Below are 23,255 nucleotides of genomic sequence, written 5' to 3'. Positions count from 1 at the left end.
ACGCCCGAGCGAAAAGAATCCATGAAAAAGTGTGGCACCAAGACCGTTATAATTGTCTGCCGCCGCGCTCACCGGTAATAGCGAGTCTAACCAGCTTTGCTGGCGCTGGCAGGGCATTTAGCCAGCATTTGAAGGTTGCAGGCGCGAATCGTTCCATCTGATTGCAGGGATCGGTATCCTCGGGAACTTCTGCCGTCGACCGGCGTACAGAATAAAGACATTCATTTTCACAGGATCCAAACCATGCATCTTCTGGTAGTCGAAGACGACGACATCGTACGCATGCTGATGGTCGAAGTGCTCGACGAGTTGGGCTACACGGTCATCGAAGCGGAAGACGCCGCCGCAGCGCTGCGGGTGCTCGAAGACCCTGCGCAGACTTTGGCGCTGATGATGACAGACGTGGGCCTGCCGGACATGCGCGGCGATGAACTGGCGCAACGCGCACGCGAACTTCGTCCACTGCTGCCGGTGTTGTTTGCCAGCGGTTATGCCGAGAACGTAAACGTGCCGGAAGGCATGCACCTGATTGGCAAGCCGTTCAGCATCGAGCAATTGCGCAACAAGGTAGTGGACATACTGGGTACGGCCTGATGCCCGTGTGGCGTGTTTCGCGGGCAAGCCCGCTCCCACCCGAACTGTGTAGCCTCAAAGGCTAGCGCCAGACCTGTGGGAGCTGGCTTGCCAGCGATGAGGCCGGCACAAACACCACAAGACAGTTGCTCCCACAGGTCTTTAACGATTGTGGGGGCTCCAGCCAGCTACAGTTCACGGCGTAACAGATACGTGTCCATAATCCACCCCTTGCGCCCCCTCGCCTCCTCCCGCACTTGCAGAATCTGCGCCTTCACCGCCTGCAAAGGCCCGGCAATCAGCACCTCATCTGCGGTGCCCAGGTAAGCCCCCCAGTAAATCATCAAACCCGGGTCATCCAGTGAGGCAAAGGCGCACTGCCCGTCGAGCATCACCACCACATTGTCGATACGCTCCTGTTCGGCAAGGCGACGCCCAGGCAGTACAGTCAGCGGCTCACCGATACGGTTGAGCGGTACTTGGTGGCGGGCCGCCAGGGCCTGGACGCTGCTGATGCCGGGAATCACTTGCAGTCGCAGCGCCATCCCGCCTTCGCGGACCCAATCGAGCATGCGCAGGGTACTATCGTACAGGCCAGGCTCACCCCATAACAGAAAGGCGCCGACATCGTCGGCACCGATCTCGTGCGCGATCAACCGGCTGTACAGCGCGGCCCGCTGCCGGTGCCAATCCTGAACAGCACCCACGTAATCTAGCGCCTGGCCATCGCGGGAAGGGTCGGCGACCTGCACCAGCCGGTAGCCGCCTTCAGGCCGATAGCGCTGCAGAATAGCCTTGCGCAAGCGCACCAGCTCTTCCTTCTCCGTGCCCTTGTCGAGCACGAAGAACACGCTGGCACGACGTAACGCGTCGACCGCTTCATAGGTGACCTGGCGTGGGTCACCCGGGCCGATGCCAATCAACAACAGGTCTTTCATTGCCCTGCCCTTTCGCCAATGCCAGTCAGCCATTGTCGATCAGCCACTCACGCTTGGCAAAGCGCCCCGTCAGAAGATGGAAAAGTTGTAACTTACAATGACGCGAGTCTCATCCATGTCTCGCGCCCACTTCTCATAGTTGCTGCGGTAGGTGGAATTACGCAGGCGCACACTGACGTCTTTGAACGTGCCACTTTGCACCTGGTACTTGAACTCGGTGTCGCGTTCCCATTCCTTGCCTTCGGCCGTACTGCCCGGGACTTTGATGTGGTCGCCATTGATGTAACGGGTTAAGAAGGTCAGGCCGGGCACACCCAGTGCCTTGAAGTCATAGTCGTAGCGCAACTGCCAGGAACGCTCCTGGGCGGCGGCAAAGTCGTTGACCTGGGCGTAGTTGACCAGATACGGGTTGCTGCCATCCAAGTAAGGCATGGCGCTTTCGCCGTACATGCGCTGCCAGCCGGCGCTGACCTTATGGCCGCCCAGGCTGTAGCCGAGCATGCCACTGAAGGCGCGGTGGTCGATGTCGCCGGCGCGGGCATTGCCGATGTCGTCGCTCTTGATCACGCGCAGGTCGGCCGACAGGCTGCCTACCGCCAGCGGCTGGCTGGCCACCAGACCGAGGAAGTGCTGGCGATAGATGTTTTCAAGCTTGGCCACTTGATACTGAGCGCTGACGCGGTCATTGAAACGGTAATCGAGGCCTGCCAGGTCGAAGTGGTCGGCTTCGATGTCGCAGGCATAGCGCTTGTTCTTGCAGTGCACGCGAATGTCCTGGCGATCGGTGGAATCACGCGCGGTGTATTTGTCCAGGCGGGCCAGGGTGAACTTCAGGTCGCGCACTTCTTCGGAGGTGAGCATCGCGCCATGGAACATCGTCGGCAACAAGCGCCCATCGTTGTACTTGAGCAACGGTACATCCGGCATCATCGAGCCATACTTGAGCACGGTGCTGGACACCTTGACCTTGGCCGCCAAGCCCATCTTCGCGTATTGATCAGCCGAGTGCCGTGGATCATGGCCAGACGACGGCAACAGGCCGCTGTTACTGTCCGCAGGGCTGGAGTCGAGTTTGAAACCGACCATGCCCAGCGCATCCACGCCAAACCCTACCGGCCCTTGGGTGTAACCCGACTGAACATTGAGAATAAAGCCTTGCGCCCACTCTTCGCGCTTGGACGCGCCCTGGCTGGAACTGCTATAGCCGTCACGGAAATCCCGGTTGAAGTAGACATTGCGCGCTTCAACCTTGGCGCTGCTGTCTTCAAGAAAACCGGCGGCCTGGGCATTGACGCCGGCACACAAAAGGAACAGGCCGACAACACGGCGCCCAGGGGCGTGAGGGAGGGGGGCAAACATGCGAGGAAATATCCAGAAAGAAAGGCGAAAAACAACCTGCAGCAAACACCTGCTGCGGTACTGCGACACGCTCGAACAGTCGCCGAGCATCATCTGAAAGGATCGCTCAAAGGCTCTATTCCGGGCTATTGGACCTTGGTCTAGAGCCAGTCGCCAGCCCCGTCGAAGTCGTCAAAAACTGGCGCATGAAAAACCTGTAAAGTTCCGTGCTTACTTATAAAAAGTTTGCAGTTTACCCAGTAGCGATGAATGACTACACTCGATATCAGCGAACAGCGGAACCCACCCCGTGGCCGGCGTTTTGCTCTTCTTCAATGTTCGTCACGCCCTGCCACGAAAGACGTACAGGAGTGATTACAGTGTCCAGACTTGCAGAGTTTCGAGCTGCCGAAAAAGCGCTTCAGGAACAAATGGCTCAACTGGAAGCGCTGAAAAAGGATGCCGGCCTCAAACGCGAAATCGAATTCGAGCAGAAACTAGTCGGCCTGATGAAAAGCTATGACAAGGGTCTGCGCGATATCATCGCCATCCTCGACCCCAAGGCTGCCACCCGCCCTACTGCCGCAGCCCCCAAACAACAGCGCCGCCCACGCGTGGTCAAGGTCTATGAAAACCCGCACACGGGCGAGCTGATCGAGACCAAAGGCGGCAACCATCGCGGGCTGAAAGCCTGGAAAGAAGAGTACGGCGCTGCCACCGTTGAAAGCTGGGTACGCTGATGAAACGTCCACATGGACTTCACACTTTTTTCACAAGCGCTGGCTCAGTATCGAGACAGCTAAAGGACTAGCGACCCCACGCGCCCGCACATGCGGGCCTCTAATTCAAGCGCCCTGCCTCGTGCAGGGCGCTTTCATTTGCGCAATCGCTTCACTGCCGTATCATGGCCAGCCTGTCTGTTTTGCCGGTGCCGCGCACCGGCCCCGTCTCAGGAGTTCCCATGAGCCTGCACGATCTGCAAACCCTGCCTGGCGTCACCGCGCAGCCGGACGCCGCCACCTCCAAGTTCGTCTTCAACCACACCATGCTGCGGGTCAAGGACATCGAGAAGTCGCTGGACTTCTACACCCGCGTTCTGGGCTTCCGCCTGGTGGACAAGCGCGACTTCCCGGAAGCCGCCTTCAGCCTGTACTTCCTGGCCCTGGTCGACCCGGCACAGATCCCTGCCGATGACGCCGAGCGCCATCAGTGGATGAAGTCGATCCCAGGCGTTCTGGAGTTGACCCACAACCACGGCACCGAAAACGACGCCGATTTTGCCTACCACAACGGCAACACCGACCCACGCGGTTTCGGCCATATCTGCGTTTCGGTGCCGGACGTGCGTGAGGCCTGCGCGCGCTTCGAAGCACTCGACGTGCCCTTCCAGAAACGCCTGGCAGATGGCCGCATGAACCACCTGGCCTTCGTCAAGGACCCGGACGGTTACTGGATCGAAGTGATCCAGCCGACCGAACTCAAGGGCTGAGGCACACCGCTATTCGCTCGTCGGGCCGGGAACTCCCGGCCCCTTGCTGTGGTATATGAAGGTAACCGCTTCATAAGCACAGCGAGGTAAGGACGATGCAATCTCTTCACTGTGAGCACCGCAAGTACACCATCACCGCCAGTGTGATGCCCCACCCCGACTCCCCCCTGCCCTATGCCGCCGGCTGCCTGATCACCGACCCTGAAGGGCACACCAGCAAGCGCATCTCGATGCCGATGAAATTCTTCTCAGACCTTGAGAATGCCCAGCATGTGTCGCTGGCCCATGGCCGTGCGCTGGTGGATGAACAGCTGGACAAGGGGCACAAAGCCTTCTGATTGACGCAACATAGCGCGCCCCTCCTGTAGGAGCAGCCTTGCGCTGCGAAGAGGCCGGTGCAGCGATCAGAGATTGATGATCCTTGTACCGGCCTCTTCGCAGCACAAGGCTGCTCCTACAGAGGGTCGCGCGCGTATGCGACGGCTGCTTCTACTTGCTCACGCGTAGGGCGCACGCCGGTATACAGCACGAACTGCTCCAGCGCCTGCAGCGCAATCACCTCTAGGCCCGTGATCACTGGCTTGCCCAATGCCTGGGCCCGGCAAATCAGCGGCGTCTGCGCCGGCATCGCCACCACATCGAACACCCGCTCGGCCGCCGCAATGGCCTGTTCGCTAAAGGCCAGCGCGTTGGCCTCCTGCCCGCCAGCCATGCCGATCGGCGTCACGTTTATCAGCATCGGCGGGCACAGGTCGCCGAGCTCAGCCACCCAGCGATAACCACAAACATCCGCCAGTTGCCGCCCCGCCTGTTCATTGCGCGCGACGATCGTGCCCTGGGTAAAGCCCGCGTCACGCAAGGCACTCGCCACCGCCTTGGCCATGCCACCACTGCCGCGCAGAGCAAACGCAGTCGTCGGGTCGACCCCGTGTTGCGCCAGCAACTGCCGCACCGCCAGGTAATCAGTGTTGTAGGCCTTCAGGTGGCCACCGGTATTGACCAGGGTATTGACCGACTCGATTGCCGCAGCGGACGGGTCCACCTCGTCGACCAAGGCCATGCAAGCTTCCTTGTAAGGCATCGACACCCCGCACCCACGAATACCCAAGGCACGAATGCCTGCGACCGCCGCGGGCAGGTCGTCTGTGCTCATGGCCTTGTAGTAGTAGTCCAGCCCCAACTGTTGGTAGAGGTGGTTGTGGAAACGCACGCCGAAGGTGCCAGGCCGCCCGGCCAGGGAGATGCACAGCACTGTGTCTCTGCTGGGAGTTGTCGACATAACCTGCTCCATTTTCAGAACTGAATCGTTTGTTCAGCGTATCAGACGCAGCCGCTTGTCGTCCCTTACACAACCTTTACCGTTTCCCTGTGCTCAGCTGACAGAGGCAGGAGTCATAGTAATAGGGCCCCATCTGTGGGGTTGCCCTGCGAGGACGCTTTATGAACCGTCACATTCCCGTAATCGCCCTGCTGGTCGGTGCCCTGGCCATCAGCGGACAAGCTGCTGCCCATGGTGGCCATGGCGGTGGCGGTGGTTGGTATGGACCCGGCCCGCTGTTCGGCGCGGCGGTGGTCGGTGCCGTGGTGGGGGCAACGGTTTATGGCGGTCGTGATCGCACCGTGTATGTGGAGCGCCAGCCAGTCTATTACGCACCGCAGCCGGTCTACGTACAGCCGCCGCCGCAGCCGGTGTACTACCAGCCCTACTATGCACCGGCCCCGCCGCCACCGGGCTATCGCCCTTATTACGGCCCGCCCCCGGTGTACTACGGGCCACCCCGTTGGTGACCGTTGATAAAACCAATGATCACTATCAACTCAGTTAATTTCAAACCGCTGCGGCCGCTGCGTAAGGTAGGGCCATGTTTTACAGGAGGTCCACATGGCCACTATCCAGATCATGTCCGTCGTCGGCAGCGCCGTCCCCCCTTCACTGCGTCAGCAAGGCCTGCTGGCCTGCTGGTACTTGGTGCGTAACGGTGAACCCGTGAGCGGCCCCTTGGCGACCCGAGCCTCGGCTCAAGCCCTGGCCGACCAGCTGCAGCCAGATACCCTGGTCGCTTGACAGTATTTGTTGTGCGTTGCTCCCTACCTTATGGCCCGCCGCTTGGCGGGTCTTTTTTTGCCCGTGTGATCCGACGAGCGGAGGCGGCAGAACCGATCCAGCATGAAGCTTTTTTCATTTCGCCGGGTCGCTTCAACGAGCAATCGACAGCACTTCGACCATACTCCACAGATGTTTTCCGCGTTTTGAAGAGTTTCGCAAAGCGGAGAAAGCCCGTATTTACGGGCCCTCCAGCCCTCCCCGCAACACTCCATCCCCCTCCAAAACACAGCCATTGGTACAAAAATTGGTACGAGCCGGCTGTACGTCCATCCAGCACATTCCAGTACTGCAGCAGTAGTGTGGAAACTCGACCTCAGGCCACGCCAGCAGCGGCCTATGAGACGAAACTGTCTAATACGCATTGGCGAGTTTCGGCGACTTTCGCCCAGTAAAACCGAGAAGCTTTCGAGCGGTTTTAGATAGCCTAAGCGCCGCACCCTGGCGTTCTGCCGACGCCTCGTTCTGGCTCGTCACCTTCCCTGCTTTTGGAAAACTCGTAACTGAACAAGCAAATTTATTAACCTGATCGATTGCTAGCCAGCCCACGGCCCTACCGAGGCTACGGGCGGCAACAATACTCACCCTCGACCGACCGCTTTCGACCCATAGCTGCCCTTGGTGAAGGGCAGCCTTCCGACACTTGACCTTCGGCAATTGGCTTTGCGGTTGACCTCTACTGAAAGGCTAAATTGAGTTACCTAGTCACAGTAGAAAAATGGCCCCGCTGATCTTGGCAGCCCATTTTCTTCACCACAAATCGCACCTCATAGCGAGAGTATTCCCCAGTGGAAATGCTGCTGGGACGGGGCCCTTTGTCGACTGCCTTTTCATAGTCGAGTACCGCGTCGCATGAAATGACTTGGGCGATTACCCCCAACCCTTGGGATTGCTTGCGCAGCGTCGCTTCAAACTGCGGGTCGTCCAACAGCACCTCTGTTCGTTCTGGTACGGTCACCAAGGATGCATATTGGCCGAGGGCTCCCCCCATGAACTGTACACGGATGGTGATCTTGCCGTTGCGGTCTAACCGCGGATACCCCGCAAAGCGCACATTGAATTGATTGGCCGATTCCAGCTGGCTAGTGGTTCGAGCAACAATTTTGGCCCAGTAAGCGTTGGGCGGGTTGTAGGGATCGTAAGCTGGCGCCCCTTTGTCGTAGGGTTTTCCTGCCATTCGCAGCTTCTCTTGTTGTATGAAGTAGCTCGAGCGGCAGGTGTTGCTAATCGCTGCACCCAAAGGCTGGCCAGACTTCGCGCTGTAGAGCATAGCGGCGGCGCATTCGTAGTCGAATTGACCATTGAGGTACAGGTACGTGCCGTTGCCGAGTGGATTCATGGTGTAGTTGAGATCCAATCCAGATCCTGATACTCCATTTGCCCGCCCAGGCATGGCACCGCTAGGCATCAATGAGGCCAGAGAGTTGGCGGTCTCATCAGAGAAGCGAATTCTTGTAGTACCATCCGGCATACGCTCGGAGGTCATGCAACCTGCCATGGCCATTGCAGCCATGATTGGCAGAAGAGATTTAATCATTACAGTGTCCTTACTAAAAGCAGCCAAAAGCTCGCGCAGATGGCGATCTGCGAAAGCGATCGGCGTTATAGCAAGGATTTGAAGCGCAGCAAAGTGGTGCTTGGAAGGCAACTGGGGGGCGTTGCTACAGAGCTTAGGCAGGAGTCCGCTTCTGACCGTTAGCTGCCGCCCACGAAGGGCAGCTTTGGGTCGAAAGCAGCCGTTCGCGAGTGATCGTTATCAACCGATATCAGCCGGAGTCTGTCTCGGTCAACGCCCACAATCTGGCAGCCTCAGCGAATTCGAGCATCTCAACAAGATCCTCATCACCGACATCCCGTCGGCGATGCGCCGCGTGTGCCATTTCACTCAGGACAAGCGCACGACCATCCGGGTCTGCTTGGAGTGCCGTCTGGTCATTCAACTCGTCTAGCCACGCGCCAGGAAGACTCAGCACCTGACGGTCCAAAGCTGATCGATCCGCGTCGTATAGGATTGACTCATCATCTCCCGCCTCATTCCCCAGTCCGGCGTTGCCGGAACGCTAGCGGCCCGCATTGTCCCCCTCCCCCAGCGCTCGTTGATGTCATCCATCACCTGCATCAGTCGGTCACATGCCACCGATTGCTTCAGCGCAAACAAGTCCTCTGAAAACTCACCTGGTTGCCGCAAGTCCATCAGTAGCACCTCTGCCTTGCTGTACCGAAAACCGGGCCTGAAGATACGGTCGACCGCTTCTGTGGCCAATCGGGTCATCAGCAGCGTGTCGCATGTGGGGTACGGCAGTTCAACCAGGGCCCCCTGAGCGTGGTGCGCCTCGTCCGGGTTGAACATGCCGGTGCGGATGCTTACTCGCATGCGCTTGCACACCGAGCCCTGGGCCCGAAGCTTTTCTGCAGCCCGGCCGACATAGGTGGCCACTGCCTGCTTGATGGGCGCCAGCTCAGTAAGGCGCTTGCCGAACATCCGGCTGCAGCAAATCTCCTGTTTCGGGGGTTCCGCCTCGTCCAGTTCCAGGCATGGTGTGCCAGCCAATTCGCGGGCTGTCTTCTCGATCACCACGCTGAATTTCTGCCGCAGCGTCCAGGCATCAGCCTTGGCAAGATCCATCGCCGTGTGAATGCCCATCGCCTCAAGGTGGGCAGTCATACGGCGGCCCACGCCCCAGACCTCTTTCACCTCAGTGTTTCTCAGCACCCAATCGCGCTTGAACGGATCGGTGATGTCGACCACGCCGCCGGTCTGCGCCTGCAGGCGCTTGGCCGTATGGTTGGCCAACTTGGCGAGCGTCTTGGTGGCGGCTATACCAACCCCCACGGGGATGCCGGTGCATTGGAAGATCCTGGACCGCACCTTCCGCCCGAACTGAGTCAGATTTTCCTGAATACCGGACAAGTCAGCGAAGCATTCGTCGATGCTGTAGATCTCGGTAGCCGGCACCATCGACTCGATCAGAGTCATGACGCGCTCACTCATGTCGCCGTACAGCGCGTAATTGCTGCTGAAGGCCATGATGCCGTGCCGGCGCAGCTTGTCCTTCGCCTGGAAATACGGCTCGCCCATCTTCACGAATGGCTTTGCATCGTACGACCTAGCGATCACGCAGCCGTCGTTGTTGCTCAACACAACGATCGGGGTCTTGGCCAGCTCCGGTCGGAACACGCGCTCGCAGCTCGCGTAGAACGAGTTGCAATCGATCAGCGCGAACACCTGGTCACTGCGCATGATCACGAACGCTGTAACGCACAACGCCCCATACGACGAGATCATCGCCTTCCATGATGTACCGCGGCGGATACGCCGGATTCTCCGATTTGAGGATCACCACGCCATCGCGTCGGTGCAAACGCTTGCACACCGGCTCGCTGTTAACGGCAGCAATGACAATGTCGTCGTGCTCTGCCTCACGGCCGCGGTCAACGATGACGAGGTCGCCAGAGTAGATGCCAGCGCCTTGCATGCTGTCGCCTTCAACTTTTACCAGATACACATGGGGCGCGCGGAGGTCGAATAGCTCATCAAGGGAAATATGACCTTCCAAATGGTCCGCAGCAGGCGAAGGGAAACCGGCTGGGACGTGAAACGAATACAGCGGTAGCGGTTCGGTACCGCCAGTGGGCGTACCCAGAAATGTGATGGTCATGATGGAAGGTCCAATGCAAACTGTATGCATATACAGTAAATCCGGCATCGGTCGCCCGGTCAATCCTAGGCGGCAAAAATTCTGACGGGCGAGAGGTAGATATGTGCGGGCGGTACTCGATCTACGAGTCAATGGATCACTACCTGCGCCAGCTATCGCTGGACCTGGTCGTGATAAATGGCTACGACCACGAGCCAATCAGTCGCTACAACGTGGCGCCGTCTACCCGCGTCGAGGTCATACGCCAGCTAGATGGTGGACTGCGCGTGGATCGGGTCAAGTGGGGATGGTCGCCATTTTGGGCGAAGGGGAAACGTCCTGATCCGATCAATGCTCGGGCAGAAACGGTTTCAAGAGGAAAATTCTTCAAAAGCCTGTGGCCACATGGCAGAGCCTTAGCGCCGGCGAACGGGTGGTTTGAGTGGGTTCCCGACCTATCGGATCCGAAGCGGAAGCGGCCGTTCTACATCACAAGCGCTGACGGCGCCCCGCTGTATTTCGCTGCTCTTGCAGAGGTGCATCTGGACATCCAGCAGTACGGGAGCGATGGGTTTGTGATCATCACCGCAGCAGCGGATCAGGGACTGATCGACATCCACGACAGGAAGCCCTTGGTGTTACCCCATGAGCTCGCCCGGGAATGGATCGCCCCAACTACATCTCAAGAGCGAGCTGCGGAGATAGTTGAACAAGGTTGCACGCCGGCTGATGAGTTCCGGTGGTATCCAGTCGGCAAGGCGGTGGGCAATGTCAGGAATGAGGGTGAGTCGTTGATTACGCCCATAAACGACGAAAATCATCAGGGTCAGCTAAAGTTTTGATGAGTACAGGCACCGCGAGATAACGATAATGCTAAAACAAGAAGCAGATGACGTGATTGAGCGCATTAGGGACGACCTGAAAAGGCACGGCGTGCTGATCGGCTATGATCCAGAATTTACCACTGCTGAATTCGGATGCGACCTGGACCACCACGTTGCTCAGGTCAGAGATGATCCGAACAACTATGTGCTGGGAATCGCGATACACGACCAAGGCTTATGGTCCCAGCTTCAACAGGGTGCGGTGTATCGCTGTGTTGTCAGTGATTGTCGAGGGAAGCTATTCGGCATCCCTATTACGATAGAGCCAAGAACCGACGCGTCCTACACCATTCAGTACAAGCTTTAACGCATGAGGACGGGGACTGCCGTCCAGATTGCCCTCACTGCGAATTGAAAGCTAAATGAGCTCAGTGGAGCGGCGGAAGATCCTTGCCGCGCGCCTTGGCCACCACACGCAACTGGTAGTCGGATACAAGCTGAAAAAGTGACTCAGCAAGCTGATGCAGGCGCTCCACTTCTTCTGGCGGCGCCCCCCGGTCCTGGGCTTGATGATACTCACGCAGGGCATCCATGGCCTGTTGGATCAGTGGTTCGCCGGCTTCTACCATCCCTATGAAGGTTCTCTTGTCCACTGCTGCGCTCCATGTCGGTGAAAGCACAGTATAGGCACTGGTTACGGCGGCTTCATCCCGTCGAAAACTGCTTCACAGGCCTGACCAGCTATTCGACTTCGCTCAAGCGCTGTCGCGAGGTCGCCCGCCATTCGGTCAGCCTCTTCAAGCAATCCCCCGAGCACCACGACGGCAGAGGCTCCTGCCTTGCGCTGCTGGGCAGCGATGGTGTCGCAGGTTGCTGATCGTCCGGCGCGCAGTCTAGCGATTTCCCCGCGCAACCCACCAGCAGCAGACTCAGCAGCAACGGCGCGGCCCTGGGCCAGTTCCAGTTTCTGTCGTGCACTCTCACCCTCCTCGTCCGCCAGGGATTGGCGGCGCTGCTCTTCTGTTCTAGCCTGGGCCGCGGCGCGCCGATCGCGCTCGGCAACTTGAAGGCGGTAGTCGGACAAGGCCTGGGCCGACTTGGCAACCTCCACCATGGCGTCGGCAGTCGCGCCATCGGCCACCACCACCCGGTACTGCTGGCCGCCAGCGACCAGTACCAAGGCTATCAGCCAGCAGCCCCAGGCCGGCACAGCGCCAAGCCAGCTCACGGTAGTGTCCCGCCTAGTTCAACCCAGTGACTGATCAGCTTGTCCAGGCGATGCGGGTTCTGGCCGTAGGTATTGCCCGGGAAGCTGGCCCAGATGTTCGAGCACTTGGCGATCGCCTGCTGGATGCGCCCGGCCTTTATGTTGTCCAGCGCCCGGCGCTCCCGGATCTGCTGCAGCGCTATGCGATCCTGATTCTCTGGCGTGAACCCGCCAGCCAGGCGAAGGCTGACTCGGTACGCGTCCCAGTAGCGCTCAAGCAACTGATACCGGCCGGCGGCTGTGCTGGTTACCTGCTTGCCGTTGATGGGGAAGGTCAGCTTGCGCCGCGGATGGTCGGTGTATCCACTAAACAGGGCTCCGCCATACAGCACGTTATAGCCGTCATCGCTCCCTTTGATGGTCGAGGTGCCTTCTGAAAAGGCTATGAGATCCAGAAAGCGCAGGACGCTGGAGCCGCCTGCATCGGAAGCAGAGATTTTAGCCATTGATTTCATACCTATACCCATATTCAGATGTCCGCATCAACTGATGCAGCTAGCGAGGCATTTCATTTTTCTTGGTAAATTGCTACAATTTAGGATTTCCGATCAAATCCATGGAGCGGTTTAAGTGGCAGTTAGCATTAAGAAGCTCAGCAATTACGAAGACAGCAACGGAAACAAAATCGAATTTCCCGGAACAATCGAAAGTAATGTAAGCATCACGTTTCGGGGCCAAAACAACAAACTAGTAGTGGAAGAAGGCTTCAGAACCGCTAGCCTCACTATTACTTTTGACTGCAATAACGCCACTTGCTTCATAGGAAAGAGCACTTTCAGGGGCTTCATCAGAATCGGCGAAAGCTGCACGATTTCAATTGGACAAGGTGTAACTTGCACAGACAACACCTACATTTCTACTGCAGAGCATTCTTCTGTAATTATTGGAAATGACTGCATGATCGCATCATCCGTGCAGGTGCGCTGTGATGACGCCCATCCTATCTTCTGCGTTAAAACAGGAGATCGGATAAACCTTCCCGAACCAATCATCATCGGAAACCATGTGTGGTTAGGCGCTCGGGCGGCGATCCTAGGCGGAACAGAAATTGGTGAAGGCTCAGTGGTTGGATTCGGCAGCATCGTAAAAGGCGACTTCCCTAATAACTGCGTTATAGTTGGAACTCCTGCAAGAGTTGTACGAAAGGATGTCGCTTGGGAAAGACCACATCTAACTCTTAATGAGCCCTACTACAAACCAAACTCTGACAGCATCACAAAGTCTCAGTACTGGAACGCAACAGTGGCTAAATCTCAGCCCTAAATGTCATGTATATATTTCCAAGCCCGCTGAGGTCTTGGAGCTGTCCGGTGCCGCCGTCCACGAAGGTCACCTTGGCGGTACCGTCGTCGCGGTTGTAGCGGCCGCACAGGGCATGCAGGCGGCGCCCAATGAGCGTGGTGTTATCGTCCGTCAGCTGCGCGATCATCAGCGGGTGCAAGCGCATGCCGGCGCCGTCGTTGCCGCGCATCTTCACGGTCAGCGAGGCCGTGGCGGCGTCATAGCTCAACCCCTTGATGCCGTCGGCCTGATAGTTGGTATTCAGCGAGGGCACCCCGGAATCGATCAGGATCAGGCCACGCGCCAAGATGCGGGGCGCGCCCAGGTCGGTGTCGCCAATACGGATACGGGGGGTGTGGAACTCAAAGGTGCCGGCGCCCATGGCGGCAAAGTTGCCGATGGCAAACGTCACGCGCAGGTTTTCCGGCGAACTCAGCGGCGTGGTGAAGCTCACCACGTATTCACGCCACTCGGGTGAAGTAATGTCAACGCTGCCGCCACCGCGCCCCAGCGGCAGGTAGTCGATGGCCACCGCGCCGCCGACGCCGCTGATCGCCCGCGCAAACAGCTTCATTTCGACCTTAACGCCCGGTCCCACCAACACGCTCTTTTCGTACTTGGTCGACACGCTCGCGGGCGAGTAGATCCGGCCGACACCGTCAGTGATCGCGTAGGTGCCACCCACCCCGACCATCGACGGGATGAAGGTATTCAGATCGCTTGGGATGTTCATTGGCTGACCTTGAGCGAGACGTTGGAAATGATGCGGCGGATGCCGAGTTTGCGGATCGCGGGCAGCTGGCTCTGCCGGTCGACGGTGTACACGCCCCAGTCCACGCCCTTGGAAAAGGCGTAAGCGACGGCCTCGGGGATGGCCAGCGTGGCGTCGTAGTCCCAGATCAACACCAGTTTGCCCAGGTCAACCATCTGGTCGATGTAGCCTTTCACCTCGTCGACGTTGGTGGACACGCCGAGCAGGCCCAGCTCCATGTTGGGGTTGAGTGCGCGGGTCTGCCGCAGAATGTTCATGTTGAACGAGGACATGCAGCAGGCACTGTCCATCTGCGCGGCCACGATCATGGCCACCATGCCCACCAGGTCGGCGGTGTTACGGTAACGCTTGAACTCCGGGTAGATGAACGTGCCGGCCGTGCGGGCAATCTCCAGGTACTCGGAGAAGCGCGACAACCGCACGGGCGCGAAGCGGGTGCCCTGCCCGTCCTTCATTTCCAGGCTGTCCAGGTAGGCCGACGTCAGCGTGGTGAACGTGCCGGTACCCGTGGTCAGGTTATCCACGGTCGTGTCGTGAAACAGGTAGTACTCACCGTCGGCGCTGACCGCCACGTCGCACTCCAGCGCGTCGGCGCCGCTGCTCAGCGCTGACGAGAAGGCCAACGCGGTGTTCTGCGGGGCCTGAGTCATGAAGCCACGGTGCGCAACCAGCTCCATGGGCCGACTGTTCTTCTGCTGCATTGAATGCATGTTGAGGGTCTGCAGCAGATTGATATCACCCTGAACGCCCAAGCCTGATTCGCTGCCGACTTCACCGGCGCCGGTGGGTGCCTTCAAATCCCCGCGCAAGGCGGAAGTGCCCTCGGCCGCCATCCGCGCCTGCTTGGCCAGGCTGGGCACCTTGCCCGCCTCAGTGTCCACGTCGGTCTGGTCGTTGCCGTGCACGTAGGTGTGTTGCTTGAGCGACGCCGCCCTGGAGCGGGAAGCGGCCTCGGCCATCTGGCCGGCATAGGCTTCCAGCGCTGAAACATCGGTCATATTTTTCTCCAGGCAATAAAAAACCCGCCTCAGCGGGTTGTTTGCCGAACCGGCTCTACGCGGTTCGTTTCCACATGTACACGGTCAGGTAAGGCGGCAAGTTGTTGTGCGCCAGGCCTCCGCCGGCATCGCCGGTGTTGGGTATGTCGTTCGGCTTGGTCGCCCGCGTGCCGTCGTCACCCGAGGCGTACACCGGGCCGGTGGTGCCGGACGGAACGTCCGAGCCTTGCGGCATGGCGTGGGCGTGGACCGGCATTTCGGCGCTGCTCAGCACATGGCTGTATTCGCCGCCCGAGCCACCGACCGAGAAGGCCCGCACATCGCCCCGGGCGTCGGTGCCGGTGCCTGCACCAATCAGCATGCGGCCCGGCGCCAAGGCCAACCAGGTACCGAAGCCGAACAGCTTGGCGGGACTGGTGGCCACGCTCGCGTTCATGTAGACCGACCCCACCGGATACACCACGTCCAGCATCGTCGGCTTGTTGCCGGTGTGGTACGGCTCGTTGCCCCCGTCAAAGGTCATGCGGCCATTGCCGGTGAAGCGGGCCACCTCGCGGCGGTCGACCAGCAGCACCACATCTGAGCCGTTCTCAGCGGTGCCGCCCGTGGCAAACAGACCGGTATCGCCATCATCGTCAAAGGCATAGCCGACCTCGCTGGCATTACCGCCAGGCAATCCCTTGGCCGTGCGCACACCTTTGGTGGCCTTCAGCAGCCCCGCCAGGGTGCCGCCCGACAGCGGTAGGTAGTCGCTCACCATCTTCTGGATTGCCCGCCTGAGCTGGTCGGTTTTGGTCTTGTCCAGGGCGATGCCGGCGCCGATCACCACGCTGGCGATTTCTTCCTGCACCATGTTCAACCATTCCGCCTTTATCGGCGTGGGTGGCGCCCCAGCGGATAAGCTGCCGTAACGAAACCCGCCGGCCGCCGACACCAGGTCAGTCCAACTTGAAATCCTGTGCATGCTACGTCCCCTCGAACCCAGCCACAGCGGCCGGTAACGCGTAATGAATGGCGTGGAAAAGCTCATCGACCTGGGCCGTAATCGCCTTGACCTGGGCGTGCCCGTAGCCGATCACCACGTCGGTGTACTCGGGCGCCTCCAGCTGCAGCCGGCAATCCAGGGACGCCACCTCAGCGGTGCCATAGGCCGCGAGCGGCGCCGACGCGATCCATGACCACGGCCAACCATCGCCGTAGAGATAATCGCCCGTGACCGCCACCCCGACCCGGGCCGGGCGAAACTCTTCGATTTCGATGGTCAGGCCGAGCCGGGTAGCCAAGCGCCGGTAATAGCTCAGCTGCGGCGCGCCGCTCGCGGTCAGCTTGTCGATGACCGCTTGCCGGCGCTCTTCCAGGGTCTGCGACCCCGGCACCGTGCAAGCATCGGGAAGGCCCAAGTAGGCCTCCCAGTCCGGCAGCAGCACGGTGGCGGTGGCCGGGTTGGATTCCATCAGCAGGGCTTCGGCATCGCCGTCGACCCGGGCCAGCTCGGGGGCCAGCGCGGCCAGCAGCTGCGCCCAGTCCGGCTGCTGCTCCAGGTCGAACGCCGGTCCGGGGGGCAGCAGTTGCTGCAGCGTCTGCAGGTAGTCCGCTTCGCGTGCGACCGTCATGGCGGTCACACCGTGCCGTCTGGCACTTCCGCTGGGTCAGTCTCCGGCTGCGGCGTTTCGACCGGCGCCTGTTCCAACTCAGCCACGCGGGCCTGCAGTGCCTGGTTGGCTTCCAGCGCTTGCTGCAGCTCGGCGCTGGCGGCCTGTTGTTGTTGCTCCAGCTCGATCACGCGGGCCTGCAGCACTTGATTGACCGCCAACGTATCAAGGGCTGCCGATTCGACGTATTGGCCCAGCAGTGCAAACGCCTCGGCATTGCCGGCGACCAACGGCGTTGGCAACCCTTCCTTGGCGCCGAAGACTTCACCGTCACGGCGGAAGCGGGTAATGGTCATGTAATGGGCGCCATAGCTGCCGTCCTCTTGGACGCGCACGACGATTTCGTACAGGGAAGTTTGTTCGCTGAATTCAGCCATAGTTAGCTCACTACTGTGTCGGTGTTGAGAATTTTCCAAGCCGTCGTGTGCGACTTGCAGGTTTTGGTGCCGCCGGGGGCGTCTGTCACTTCGATCAGATAGCCGGGATAGAGCGCGGGATCAGGCATCGTTGCGATGGTGTACTGGCCGATGCGCAAAGCCCCGCTCAGGCGCGCAGGCCCCGAAACGGTCAGCTTGTCCGAGCCGCTCTGTACGGTGGTGCCGATCCGCAGATCGCCGTTCATGTAGTTCGGCGCGTTGCCGGCGGCGTACACGTTCCAACGCTCATAGCCGGACTGCAGGGTTTGGTTTAGGCGCGCAGCACAGGCCATGGTGACGGCCGTGCTGGTCACCGAGTCCATGCGGAACCCGTCGTGCTCCGTTACCGTCACATTGGCCCCCAGCCCGGGCGCGATTGACGTGAAGTTCGCCGTCAGTGCGACAACGGCGGGCGCTGCCTGGGCAGCCAAGTTCACCACCCCACCATAGGCGCTACAGAACGACACGACCCCGTAAGTACCCGCCGAGAACATGCCGTACTGACTACCTGCGGCGGGCAACGCAGTCGGGGTGCCGCGCAGGTTGACCAAGAAGCGGTCAACCGGGGCGGCGCCGACGCCCAGGCTGCCCCCAAGCGTGAGGTTATCCAGCGGCATCTGCGCTACCGGCACCTTGCCCATGGCATCCAGCGCTGCGACGCCATTAGCCGCGCCGCGCTGGGTGCTGGCCAGCTTGCCGTCCAAAGCTCCCTGCAGGCCACTTACTGTGCTGATCGCTTGCAACCCGGTGTGCGTGGCACGGTCGCGCAACTGCGCGTCGGGTGCGTTGATCAGCTCCCAGGCCGTGCCGGTCGAACGGTAGGAGCGAATCCCGGTATACCCATCATCCGCATCAAGGATGTAGTTCGGCGTCAGGCTGGGGTCCGGCAGCGTGGCCACCGTGTACTGGCCCAAACGCATGGGACCGAACAGCGTCAGCTTAGTGATGAACGCCTCTCGCCAACGCTTGAGCAAGGCGCCCAGGTCAAAGCCGTTGTCCTCGCCGGGGTTGAACCCGTTGGTGAAAATCTCGGCCACCTTCACACCCACCTTGGACGTGGCATTGAGCGCGGCGTAGAACCAAATGCGGGTCGCGGCGGTGAACGCCGTGCTACCCCCGCCGACGATCACCAGGTTGGCGTCCTGTGTGCTGGTCTGCTGCAGCACCAGAATGTCGGCCTGGCTGCTGTCGCGGTGCGGCGTCAGGATACGGCCGAACACATCGCCATTCGCCACAAAGCCATTGCGCAGGTAAGCGCTGCGGGTGCCCAGCAGCTCGGTGGAGTTGACCTTAAGGTTCACCCAGTACGGCGCGAATTCTTTGGCCGACGTCCACACCACCACCAGAAAGGCTTCGTTGTTCTGGTTGAACACCTCGACCCGACTTGACGCTGGGAACTCAATCACCCCCATCGGCGCGATGCTGACCGCCGACGAGTACCAGGTGAACCGTGGCATCTGCAGGTCGGCCATGTAACGCAGGATTTGCTGCAGGGTGGCGAACACCGCTCCGGTGAACGGGTCGTACATCCGCCCGTCAGGGCCGCGCGGGAAGATGCCCGTGAGTGCTCGGTCCATGCTGAACGGCGTGTAGGGTTCGCTAATGTCGGCATAGCTGGCACCCTGCGGGTCGTACTCGGTGACCAGCAAAATGCCGCCAGTGTCCGCGCCGGGGCTGCTCGGGCGCGCCGTCAGCAAGAGGTGGCTGATAGTGCCGTCCGGCCGCAGGCTGAGGCCTTCCGATTCCATTCGCACACAGTAATGACCCTCGGCCGCCAGTCGGTTGACCAGCTGATCAGCGCGTACCGTGCCGTACTCCAGCAGTGAGCCATCCAGCCCACAGGCGGCCACCCCCACGGCAGCCACCGGCATGGACACCGGCCCGTCTGTTTCAGGGATGTAGGAGCCACCCAGGCCGAATATCACCCGGCCACCCTGCAGCACCACGCCCTGAGATTTCGGCACGTAGTTGTAATGGGCGTTGGTCGGCAGCTGCCAGCCGACAATGTTCTTGGCAACGTAGAATTCACTGCAACGAACAAAGTTCTTGTCGTACACCAGCCAGCGGGTGCGGGAACCTTCCGTGCCCATGTCGACCTGCAGCTGCTCGATGATCCAGCGGCCACGGTCATAGGCGTACTGCAGGCCAACCCCGGTCAGGCCGGTGCTGACCCCCGCCACGGTGGCGCCGTTGGTGGGCAGCACGCTGATGTCGTAGGCATGCAGCCCATCCGTGCCGGCCTTGTTGTACAGCCGGCGAACGCCGTTTTCGGCAATGATCACCAGGCTTTCACCGCCTGGGGCGATAAGGAACCATCCGCCGTACGCGCCGTTGGCCTCGTACCAGGCAATGACCGCTCGGCTGCCGTTGGCATACTTGATGTAGATCCGGCCTTGTTCGTCGTAGCAATGGCCTTGAGGGTAGATATTGCCCTGGCTGGGACTGCCAACCGACTGGAACGCCGACACGTAGTCGGGGAACAGCTGCGGCAACGCCAAGAACACCGATTTGCGAAACACCGCGTCGCGGGTGCGGCCCAGCACATCCACCGCCTGTTGGGCCTTGGTCATGTCCTCCGCGCTGGCCTTGGCATCCAGGGCTTGCCGCTGCGGGGTGCTGACCGGCTTTTCCGCGTCCGAGGTGTTGTCGATCTTGGAAAGGCCCAGCGAGCCCTTGATCTGGCTTTCAGATTGAGCGCCGAGCAGCGACCGGATAGGGTCGCTCCAGGCCGACACAAGCGCTTGGCGCATCCCTCTCAAGGTCTGCTTCTTAGTGCCTGCGCCCTGTACCGTCGGATACAGGTCATCCTCCGAACTTTCATTGGCAGGGTCCAATGCGGAGATCGGCTTGTAGTTTTCCATGGTTACTCCGTGAGCAGAGCGAAGCCGTCTTCGGTCGCAAGTTGTTTGCCGTCTTCCAGCAGAAGGGTGTTAAGCCAACTCATCGTCCCCAGCACCCCGACTTCATTGGCCGCCAACATCACATCGCTGGCCGGCTGGCTCATCACGTAGTCTTCTTCGGCGGGGGTGTTGCTGATGGCCGCGCGGATGTGGGAAATCCGCAGCACCTGCCCGGGGCCGCCCTCTTCCAGAATCAGGTCAGCCAGCGCAGCGCTGACCGATTCGCGCAGGGCGGTGCTGTCCGGCACCAGACGCATGTTGAAGTTGATCGGGCGACGGGCCGGCGCCAGTGCGTACACCTCGGCCGTGACAGGGCGCTTCTTCTCTAGATGCGCCTGCATTTCGTCCACCTGGGCTTGCGTGGGGATGAAGTCGGGATCGCCGTCACGCACGAAGGCCAGGCCAAAGGTGCCCGGCCCCATCCAGCGGGGCAGCGCCCAGGCCCGGGTAACACCTGGAATCTCCAAGGCCCATTCCACAAAGTCGTCACCGTTGCCGACCTTGCTGGGGTTCTTGAAGGCCGCCTGGACCCGCGCGCGCAGCGGCTCGGTTTCTTCCTGATCGGTACCGCCGACAATGCCGCCGTTACTGATAACGGCCGTCGAGTTGACCCCCAGCACCGGCCGGGTGGCCGTGAGGCTGCCGGCCTCGATGTTGCCCGAGGCCCCAACAGCCTCTGCTGCCAACTTGAGGGTGGCGGCCCCGCCGACGATCACCGCGGTTTCAGTCACCGCATACCGGCGCCCATCGCTGGACTGGTACACCACCCCGACGTCCACCAGCGCGCCGTTGGAGCCAGTGACCACCGCGCTGCCTTTGGCGGCCGTCGCATCGTTGGGGCCGCCTTCCAGACGCCACTGCGCCCAGCGCCGCAGCATCTCATCGCCACAGGTGGCCGGGCTCGACTGCAGGGCAATCCAGCGCAGGTACCCATACAGCTCAAACGCCGTACCACTCAGCGCACGGGCCGCCACCTTGGCATCAGACCGGCGCAGGGCATCCGGGGCGTTACGCTCAAAATCGGCTTCGGTGCGGGCGATCAGCGCGGGTAACGTGGGAATTTCATACGGCATTGATCAAGCTCCAAGTGTCCTCAAAAGCCAGCTCCAAGGTTTCGCCGTTGGCCTCGGTCAGCACCACCTGCAGGTCGACCCGCTCGATGCCTTGCCGCTCGACCGTGACCGTAACGGCCGTCACGATTCCATCGTCGGTCATCCAGCGCAGCGCTTCTTCGGCGTAGTCGCGGGCGTCCTTGAGGGTGTCCGGGGTAATGGTGCGGCGGCGCAACAGCCACAGCCGGGAGCCGATCTGATCGCCCACCACCGTCGGTGCGCAGTCGCCCCACCAGCCCTGCAGGTCAGCGTCATCCACGGGGTCGTCTGCAGCGGCCCGACGCCAGGTGAATAGGCTGATGGTCACCGAACGCCGCAGCAGGTCTTCGCGCGTCATGGCGCACCCCCTACCGGCTTATTGGTGCTGCCTTGGCCGTTGAGCACATTGTCATGGACGTGCTCGATCTGGCTGATACCGGCGGCCACCTGATCCCCGGCCGACTCGATGCGGCCGGTAGTACGGATGACCGGCGTGTCAAAATCGACCGACTCGCCGGCCTTGACCTTGAGCGTCATGGTGTCGACCTCGATCACGCGGCCGCGCCTGAACACCAGGCTGTCACCTTGGTCGGTGTACAACGCCACTTCGCCGGGTTGCAGGCCCTGCAGGCGAAAGCGCCGGTCTGACACCATGATCACCACGCCGTGACTGCGATCACCGATGAAGCCCACCAGGGCTTCGGCTCCAGGCAAGGGGCAGGAAGTGAGGCCGTAGGGTTCCAAATGCTCGACGTCGTCTTTCACCTCGCCGGCCGTGATGCGCAGCTGCAGGGCCTGCAGCTTGCGCGCCGAGTTGGCCAGCACGACCACGCCGCGAGCCAGCACGCTCGCTAAGGGGTTTCTCATGGCTTGTAGTCCGCTGGAATGAGGTATTCAAAGTTGTCGGTTTTCTTGCCCTTCTTGAGCTTGCGGCTCTCGTAGGCGTCGTTCGGCTCAGGCAGGAAGCCATCAGGCGGGGCCACGGTCATTTTCGTGAGGGTGCCCGACTCGCCAAGCTCGTAACTGATTTCGCTGATGAGCATGTCGCGCTCCAGACCAATCAGCGGGTCGATCACCCGCACAATCATGTTGTGCCGCCACAGCTCGCCGGTGCTCTGCCGCCAACCCTGCACGGTGTAGTTGAGCGTCATGGCCTTGCTCAGGGCGTTGGCCCGCTCCCACTGCACGCGGTCGCGAGCCATCTTGTCGGTCAGCTGCCCCGACTGGCTGATCACCTTCACCCGCCGGCGGGTCACCCGGTCATCGTCTAACCGCGCCTCGACCTCAGAGGCCGTCACCCCGAACGAGTCGTCGGTACCGCTGCGCTGGCCGCGACTGATGTACTCGGAAAACACGTTGGAGAAGTCCAGGGCGGTGTCACCAGTGAGAATGTTCTTGCCCAGCTCCAACGCGTCGACCGCACGGCCGGCGGTGCCCGGGGAGGCAATTACCAGCCGGCCCCGGCCGTCGTCGGTGCTGAACAGTCGGGAGAGCGTCAGCAAGCGGTCGATACTCTCGAACGCGGTTTCGCCGGGCTCGATGGTGTGATCATCCAGGCCCAGCGTGACCGTGGCCTCGTTGATTACCTTGATGCCGTATTCACCGGCCAAGGCCTCGACGATTTCCTGCACGCTCTGACCGCGCCACTGGCCCGGCGAGTTGATCGCCGCGCAGTCCACCAGGTCGGCGGTTTTCGAGCGCCCGGCAATGCTCAGGGTGATGGTGGCGGCGTCATAGCTAATCGGCGTGCTGAACACATAGCCGGTCAGCAGCAGGTCCTGGCCAATGCGTACCTCGACCTCTTCACCCTGGCGGATGCGCACCGGCTCATCGTTACCGCCGGGCCACTTCCAGGTGACCGACACCGTGAAGTCACGCGCTTGGCGCTCCAGCCCGGCACTGATGCTGACGTCTTTCCAACCGGCGTAGTCGTGCCCACCAACGCTCAGGGTGACGGTGTTATCTGGCTCCATG

The 23,255-nt window shown here is 60.7% G+C and carries 28 protein-coding genes; 9 read left to right on the top strand and 19 right to left on the bottom strand.

Features of this window, described 5'->3' with window-relative positions; genetic code table 11:
* Positions 1-243: 243 nt before the first annotated feature.
* Positions 244-594 (top strand): response regulator, encoded by a 351-nt coding sequence (locus HU750_RS13830; protein ID WP_186680497.1) that lies wholly within the window; start codon positions 244-246, stop codon positions 592-594.
* Between the two features lie 167 nt (positions 595-761).
* Here HU750_RS13830 and cobF read toward each other — a convergent pair whose 3' ends face one another.
* Complete coding sequence (gene cobF, locus HU750_RS13825) at positions 762-1,511, bottom strand: precorrin-6A synthase (deacetylating) (RefSeq protein ID WP_186680495.1); 750 nt, start codon at positions 1,509-1,511, stop codon at positions 762-764.
* 69 nt (positions 1,512-1,580) lie between these two features.
* A complete protein-coding gene (locus HU750_RS13820; protein ID WP_186680492.1) occupies positions 1,581-2,870 on the bottom strand; it encodes an OprD family porin in 1,290 nt (429 codons plus the stop codon).
* Positions 2,871-3,229: 359 nt separating this feature from the next.
* On the opposite strand from HU750_RS13820, the gene HU750_RS13815 reads away from it, so the two are divergent.
* From HU750_RS13815 to HU750_RS13805, 3 genes are all read left to right on the top strand, one after another.
* Positions 3,230-3,589: a histone-like nucleoid-structuring protein, MvaT/MvaU family gene (locus HU750_RS13815; RefSeq protein ID WP_027593725.1), complete on the top strand. Its 360-nt coding sequence runs from the start codon at positions 3,230-3,232 to the stop codon at positions 3,587-3,589.
* 221 nt (positions 3,590-3,810) lie between these two features.
* Positions 3,811-4,338: a lactoylglutathione lyase gene (gene gloA / locus HU750_RS13810; protein WP_186680490.1), complete on the top strand. Its 528-nt coding sequence runs from the start codon at positions 3,811-3,813 to the stop codon at positions 4,336-4,338.
* Positions 4,339-4,433: 95 nt separating this feature from the next.
* Entirely contained in the window at positions 4,434-4,676 is a 243-nt protein-coding gene (locus HU750_RS13805) for a hypothetical protein (RefSeq protein WP_099429788.1), read from the top strand.
* Between the two features lie 116 nt (positions 4,677-4,792).
* Here HU750_RS13805 and HU750_RS13800 read toward each other — a convergent pair whose 3' ends face one another.
* The gene (locus tag HU750_RS13800) at positions 4,793-5,617 is read right to left on the bottom strand and encodes a shikimate 5-dehydrogenase (protein WP_186680487.1); all 825 of its coding nucleotides are present in this window, start codon (positions 5,615-5,617) and stop codon (positions 4,793-4,795) included.
* Between the two features lie 161 nt (positions 5,618-5,778).
* Here HU750_RS13800 and HU750_RS13795 point away from each other — a divergent pair, with 161 nt between their 5' ends.
* Positions 5,779-6,126, top strand: a complete 348-nt coding sequence (locus tag HU750_RS13795) for a hypothetical protein (protein WP_099429790.1) — start codon at positions 5,779-5,781, stop codon at positions 6,124-6,126.
* Positions 6,127-6,220: 94 nt separating this feature from the next.
* Complete coding sequence (locus tag HU750_RS13790) at positions 6,221-6,403, top strand: hypothetical protein (RefSeq protein WP_027593730.1); 183 nt, start codon at positions 6,221-6,223, stop codon at positions 6,401-6,403.
* A 736-nt stretch (positions 6,404-7,139) separates the two neighbouring features.
* Here the strand turns inward: HU750_RS13790 and HU750_RS13785 are convergent.
* The 3 genes from HU750_RS13785 to HU750_RS13775 form a co-directional block, all read right to left on the bottom strand.
* On the bottom strand, positions 7,140-7,979 hold the full coding sequence (locus HU750_RS13785; RefSeq protein WP_225874431.1) for a hypothetical protein: 840 nt from the start codon (positions 7,977-7,979) through the stop codon (positions 7,140-7,142).
* A 429-nt stretch (positions 7,980-8,408) separates the two neighbouring features.
* Positions 8,409-9,683 carry a Y-family DNA polymerase gene (locus tag HU750_RS13780; protein WP_186680470.1) on the bottom strand — a complete coding sequence of 425 codons (1,275 nt, stop codon included), beginning with the start codon at positions 9,681-9,683 and terminating at the stop codon, positions 8,409-8,411.
* Entirely contained in the window at positions 9,673-10,101 is a 429-nt protein-coding gene (locus tag HU750_RS13775) for a LexA family protein (RefSeq protein WP_085273408.1), read from the bottom strand. Before HU750_RS13775 ends, HU750_RS13780 begins: the two co-directional genes overlap by 11 nt.
* 101 nt (positions 10,102-10,202) lie before the next feature.
* Here HU750_RS13775 and HU750_RS13770 point away from each other — a divergent pair, with 101 nt between their 5' ends.
* Positions 10,203-10,922 carry an SOS response-associated peptidase family protein gene (locus HU750_RS13770; protein ID WP_186680467.1) on the top strand — a complete coding sequence of 240 codons (720 nt, stop codon included), beginning with the start codon at positions 10,203-10,205 and terminating at the stop codon, positions 10,920-10,922.
* Between the two features lie 28 nt (positions 10,923-10,950).
* The gene (locus tag HU750_RS13765) at positions 10,951-11,271 is read left to right on the top strand and encodes a hypothetical protein (RefSeq protein WP_186680463.1); all 321 of its coding nucleotides are present in this window, start codon (positions 10,951-10,953) and stop codon (positions 11,269-11,271) included.
* Positions 11,272-11,332: 61 nt separating this feature from the next.
* On the opposite strand, the gene HU750_RS13760 is transcribed toward HU750_RS13765, so the two are convergent.
* From HU750_RS13760 to HU750_RS13750, 3 genes are read right to left on the bottom strand one after another with little or no spacing between them, the layout of a single operon-like run.
* Positions 11,333-11,557, bottom strand: a complete 225-nt coding sequence (locus tag HU750_RS13760; RefSeq protein ID WP_085273411.1) for a hypothetical protein — start codon at positions 11,555-11,557, stop codon at positions 11,333-11,335.
* Positions 11,558-11,598: 41 nt separating this feature from the next.
* A complete protein-coding gene (locus HU750_RS13755; protein ID WP_186680459.1) occupies positions 11,599-12,132 on the bottom strand; it encodes a DUF2514 family protein in 534 nt (177 codons plus the stop codon).
* Positions 12,129-12,617, bottom strand: a complete 489-nt coding sequence (locus HU750_RS13750) for a glycoside hydrolase family 24 protein (RefSeq protein ID WP_186680457.1) — start codon at positions 12,615-12,617, stop codon at positions 12,129-12,131. The genes HU750_RS13755 and HU750_RS13750 overlap by 4 nt, the downstream gene beginning before the upstream one ends.
* 124 nt (positions 12,618-12,741) lie before the next feature.
* On the opposite strand from HU750_RS13750, the gene HU750_RS27425 reads away from it, so the two are divergent.
* Positions 12,742-13,434 carry an acyltransferase gene (locus HU750_RS27425; protein WP_186680453.1) on the top strand — a complete coding sequence of 231 codons (693 nt, stop codon included), beginning with the start codon at positions 12,742-12,744 and terminating at the stop codon, positions 13,432-13,434.
* Here the strand turns inward: HU750_RS27425 and HU750_RS13740 are convergent.
* From HU750_RS13740 to HU750_RS13695, 10 genes are read right to left on the bottom strand one after another with little or no spacing between them, the layout of a single operon-like run.
* The gene (locus tag HU750_RS13740; RefSeq protein ID WP_186680450.1) at positions 13,418-14,185 is read right to left on the bottom strand and encodes a hypothetical protein; all 768 of its coding nucleotides are present in this window, start codon (positions 14,183-14,185) and stop codon (positions 13,418-13,420) included. The two genes, HU750_RS27425 and HU750_RS13740, sit on opposite strands and share 17 nt — an antisense overlap.
* Positions 14,182-15,222, bottom strand: coding sequence for a glycerophosphodiester phosphodiesterase (locus tag HU750_RS13735; RefSeq protein WP_186680448.1), 1,041 nt, complete (start codon positions 15,220-15,222; stop codon positions 14,182-14,184). The genes HU750_RS13740 and HU750_RS13735 overlap by 4 nt, the downstream gene beginning before the upstream one ends.
* A 55-nt stretch (positions 15,223-15,277) precedes the next feature.
* On the bottom strand, positions 15,278-16,186 hold the full coding sequence (locus tag HU750_RS13730; RefSeq protein WP_186680446.1) for a phage baseplate protein: 909 nt from the start codon (positions 16,184-16,186) through the stop codon (positions 15,278-15,280).
* 1 nt (position 16,187) lies between these two features.
* Positions 16,188-16,835, bottom strand: coding sequence for a putative phage tail protein (locus HU750_RS13725; RefSeq protein WP_186680443.1), 648 nt, complete (start codon positions 16,833-16,835; stop codon positions 16,188-16,190).
* A 5-nt stretch (positions 16,836-16,840) separates the two neighbouring features.
* Positions 16,841-17,251, bottom strand: a complete 411-nt coding sequence (locus HU750_RS13720) for a hypothetical protein (protein ID WP_186680441.1) — start codon at positions 17,249-17,251, stop codon at positions 16,841-16,843.
* A gap of 2 nt (positions 17,252-17,253) precedes the next feature.
* On the bottom strand, positions 17,254-20,151 hold the full coding sequence (locus tag HU750_RS13715; RefSeq protein WP_186680439.1) for a hypothetical protein: 2,898 nt from the start codon (positions 20,149-20,151) through the stop codon (positions 17,254-17,256).
* Between the two features lie 2 nt (positions 20,152-20,153).
* The gene (locus tag HU750_RS13710) at positions 20,154-21,263 is read right to left on the bottom strand and encodes a baseplate J/gp47 family protein (RefSeq protein ID WP_186680436.1); all 1,110 of its coding nucleotides are present in this window, start codon (positions 21,261-21,263) and stop codon (positions 20,154-20,156) included.
* Complete coding sequence (locus HU750_RS13705) at positions 21,253-21,639, bottom strand: phage GP46 family protein (protein ID WP_186680434.1); 387 nt, start codon at positions 21,637-21,639, stop codon at positions 21,253-21,255. The genes HU750_RS13710 and HU750_RS13705 overlap by 11 nt, the downstream gene beginning before the upstream one ends.
* Positions 21,636-22,148: a phage baseplate assembly protein V gene (locus tag HU750_RS13700; RefSeq protein ID WP_186680431.1), complete on the bottom strand. Its 513-nt coding sequence runs from the start codon at positions 22,146-22,148 to the stop codon at positions 21,636-21,638. Before HU750_RS13700 ends, HU750_RS13705 begins: the two co-directional genes overlap by 4 nt.
* A complete protein-coding gene (locus HU750_RS13695) occupies positions 22,145-23,254 on the bottom strand; it encodes a phage baseplate assembly protein (RefSeq protein ID WP_186680429.1) in 1,110 nt (369 codons plus the stop codon). Before HU750_RS13695 ends, HU750_RS13700 begins: the two co-directional genes overlap by 4 nt.
* Position 23,255 lies beyond the last annotated feature (1 nt).

This window comes from Pseudomonas sp. SWRI50, assembly GCF_014269095.1.
In the GTDB taxonomy this organism is placed as follows: Bacteria; Pseudomonadota; Gammaproteobacteria; order Pseudomonadales; family Pseudomonadaceae; genus Aquipseudomonas; species Aquipseudomonas kermanshahensis.
Note: the sequence above shows the minus strand (reverse complement) of the source record. Positions and strands in the feature narration are given on the sequence as shown.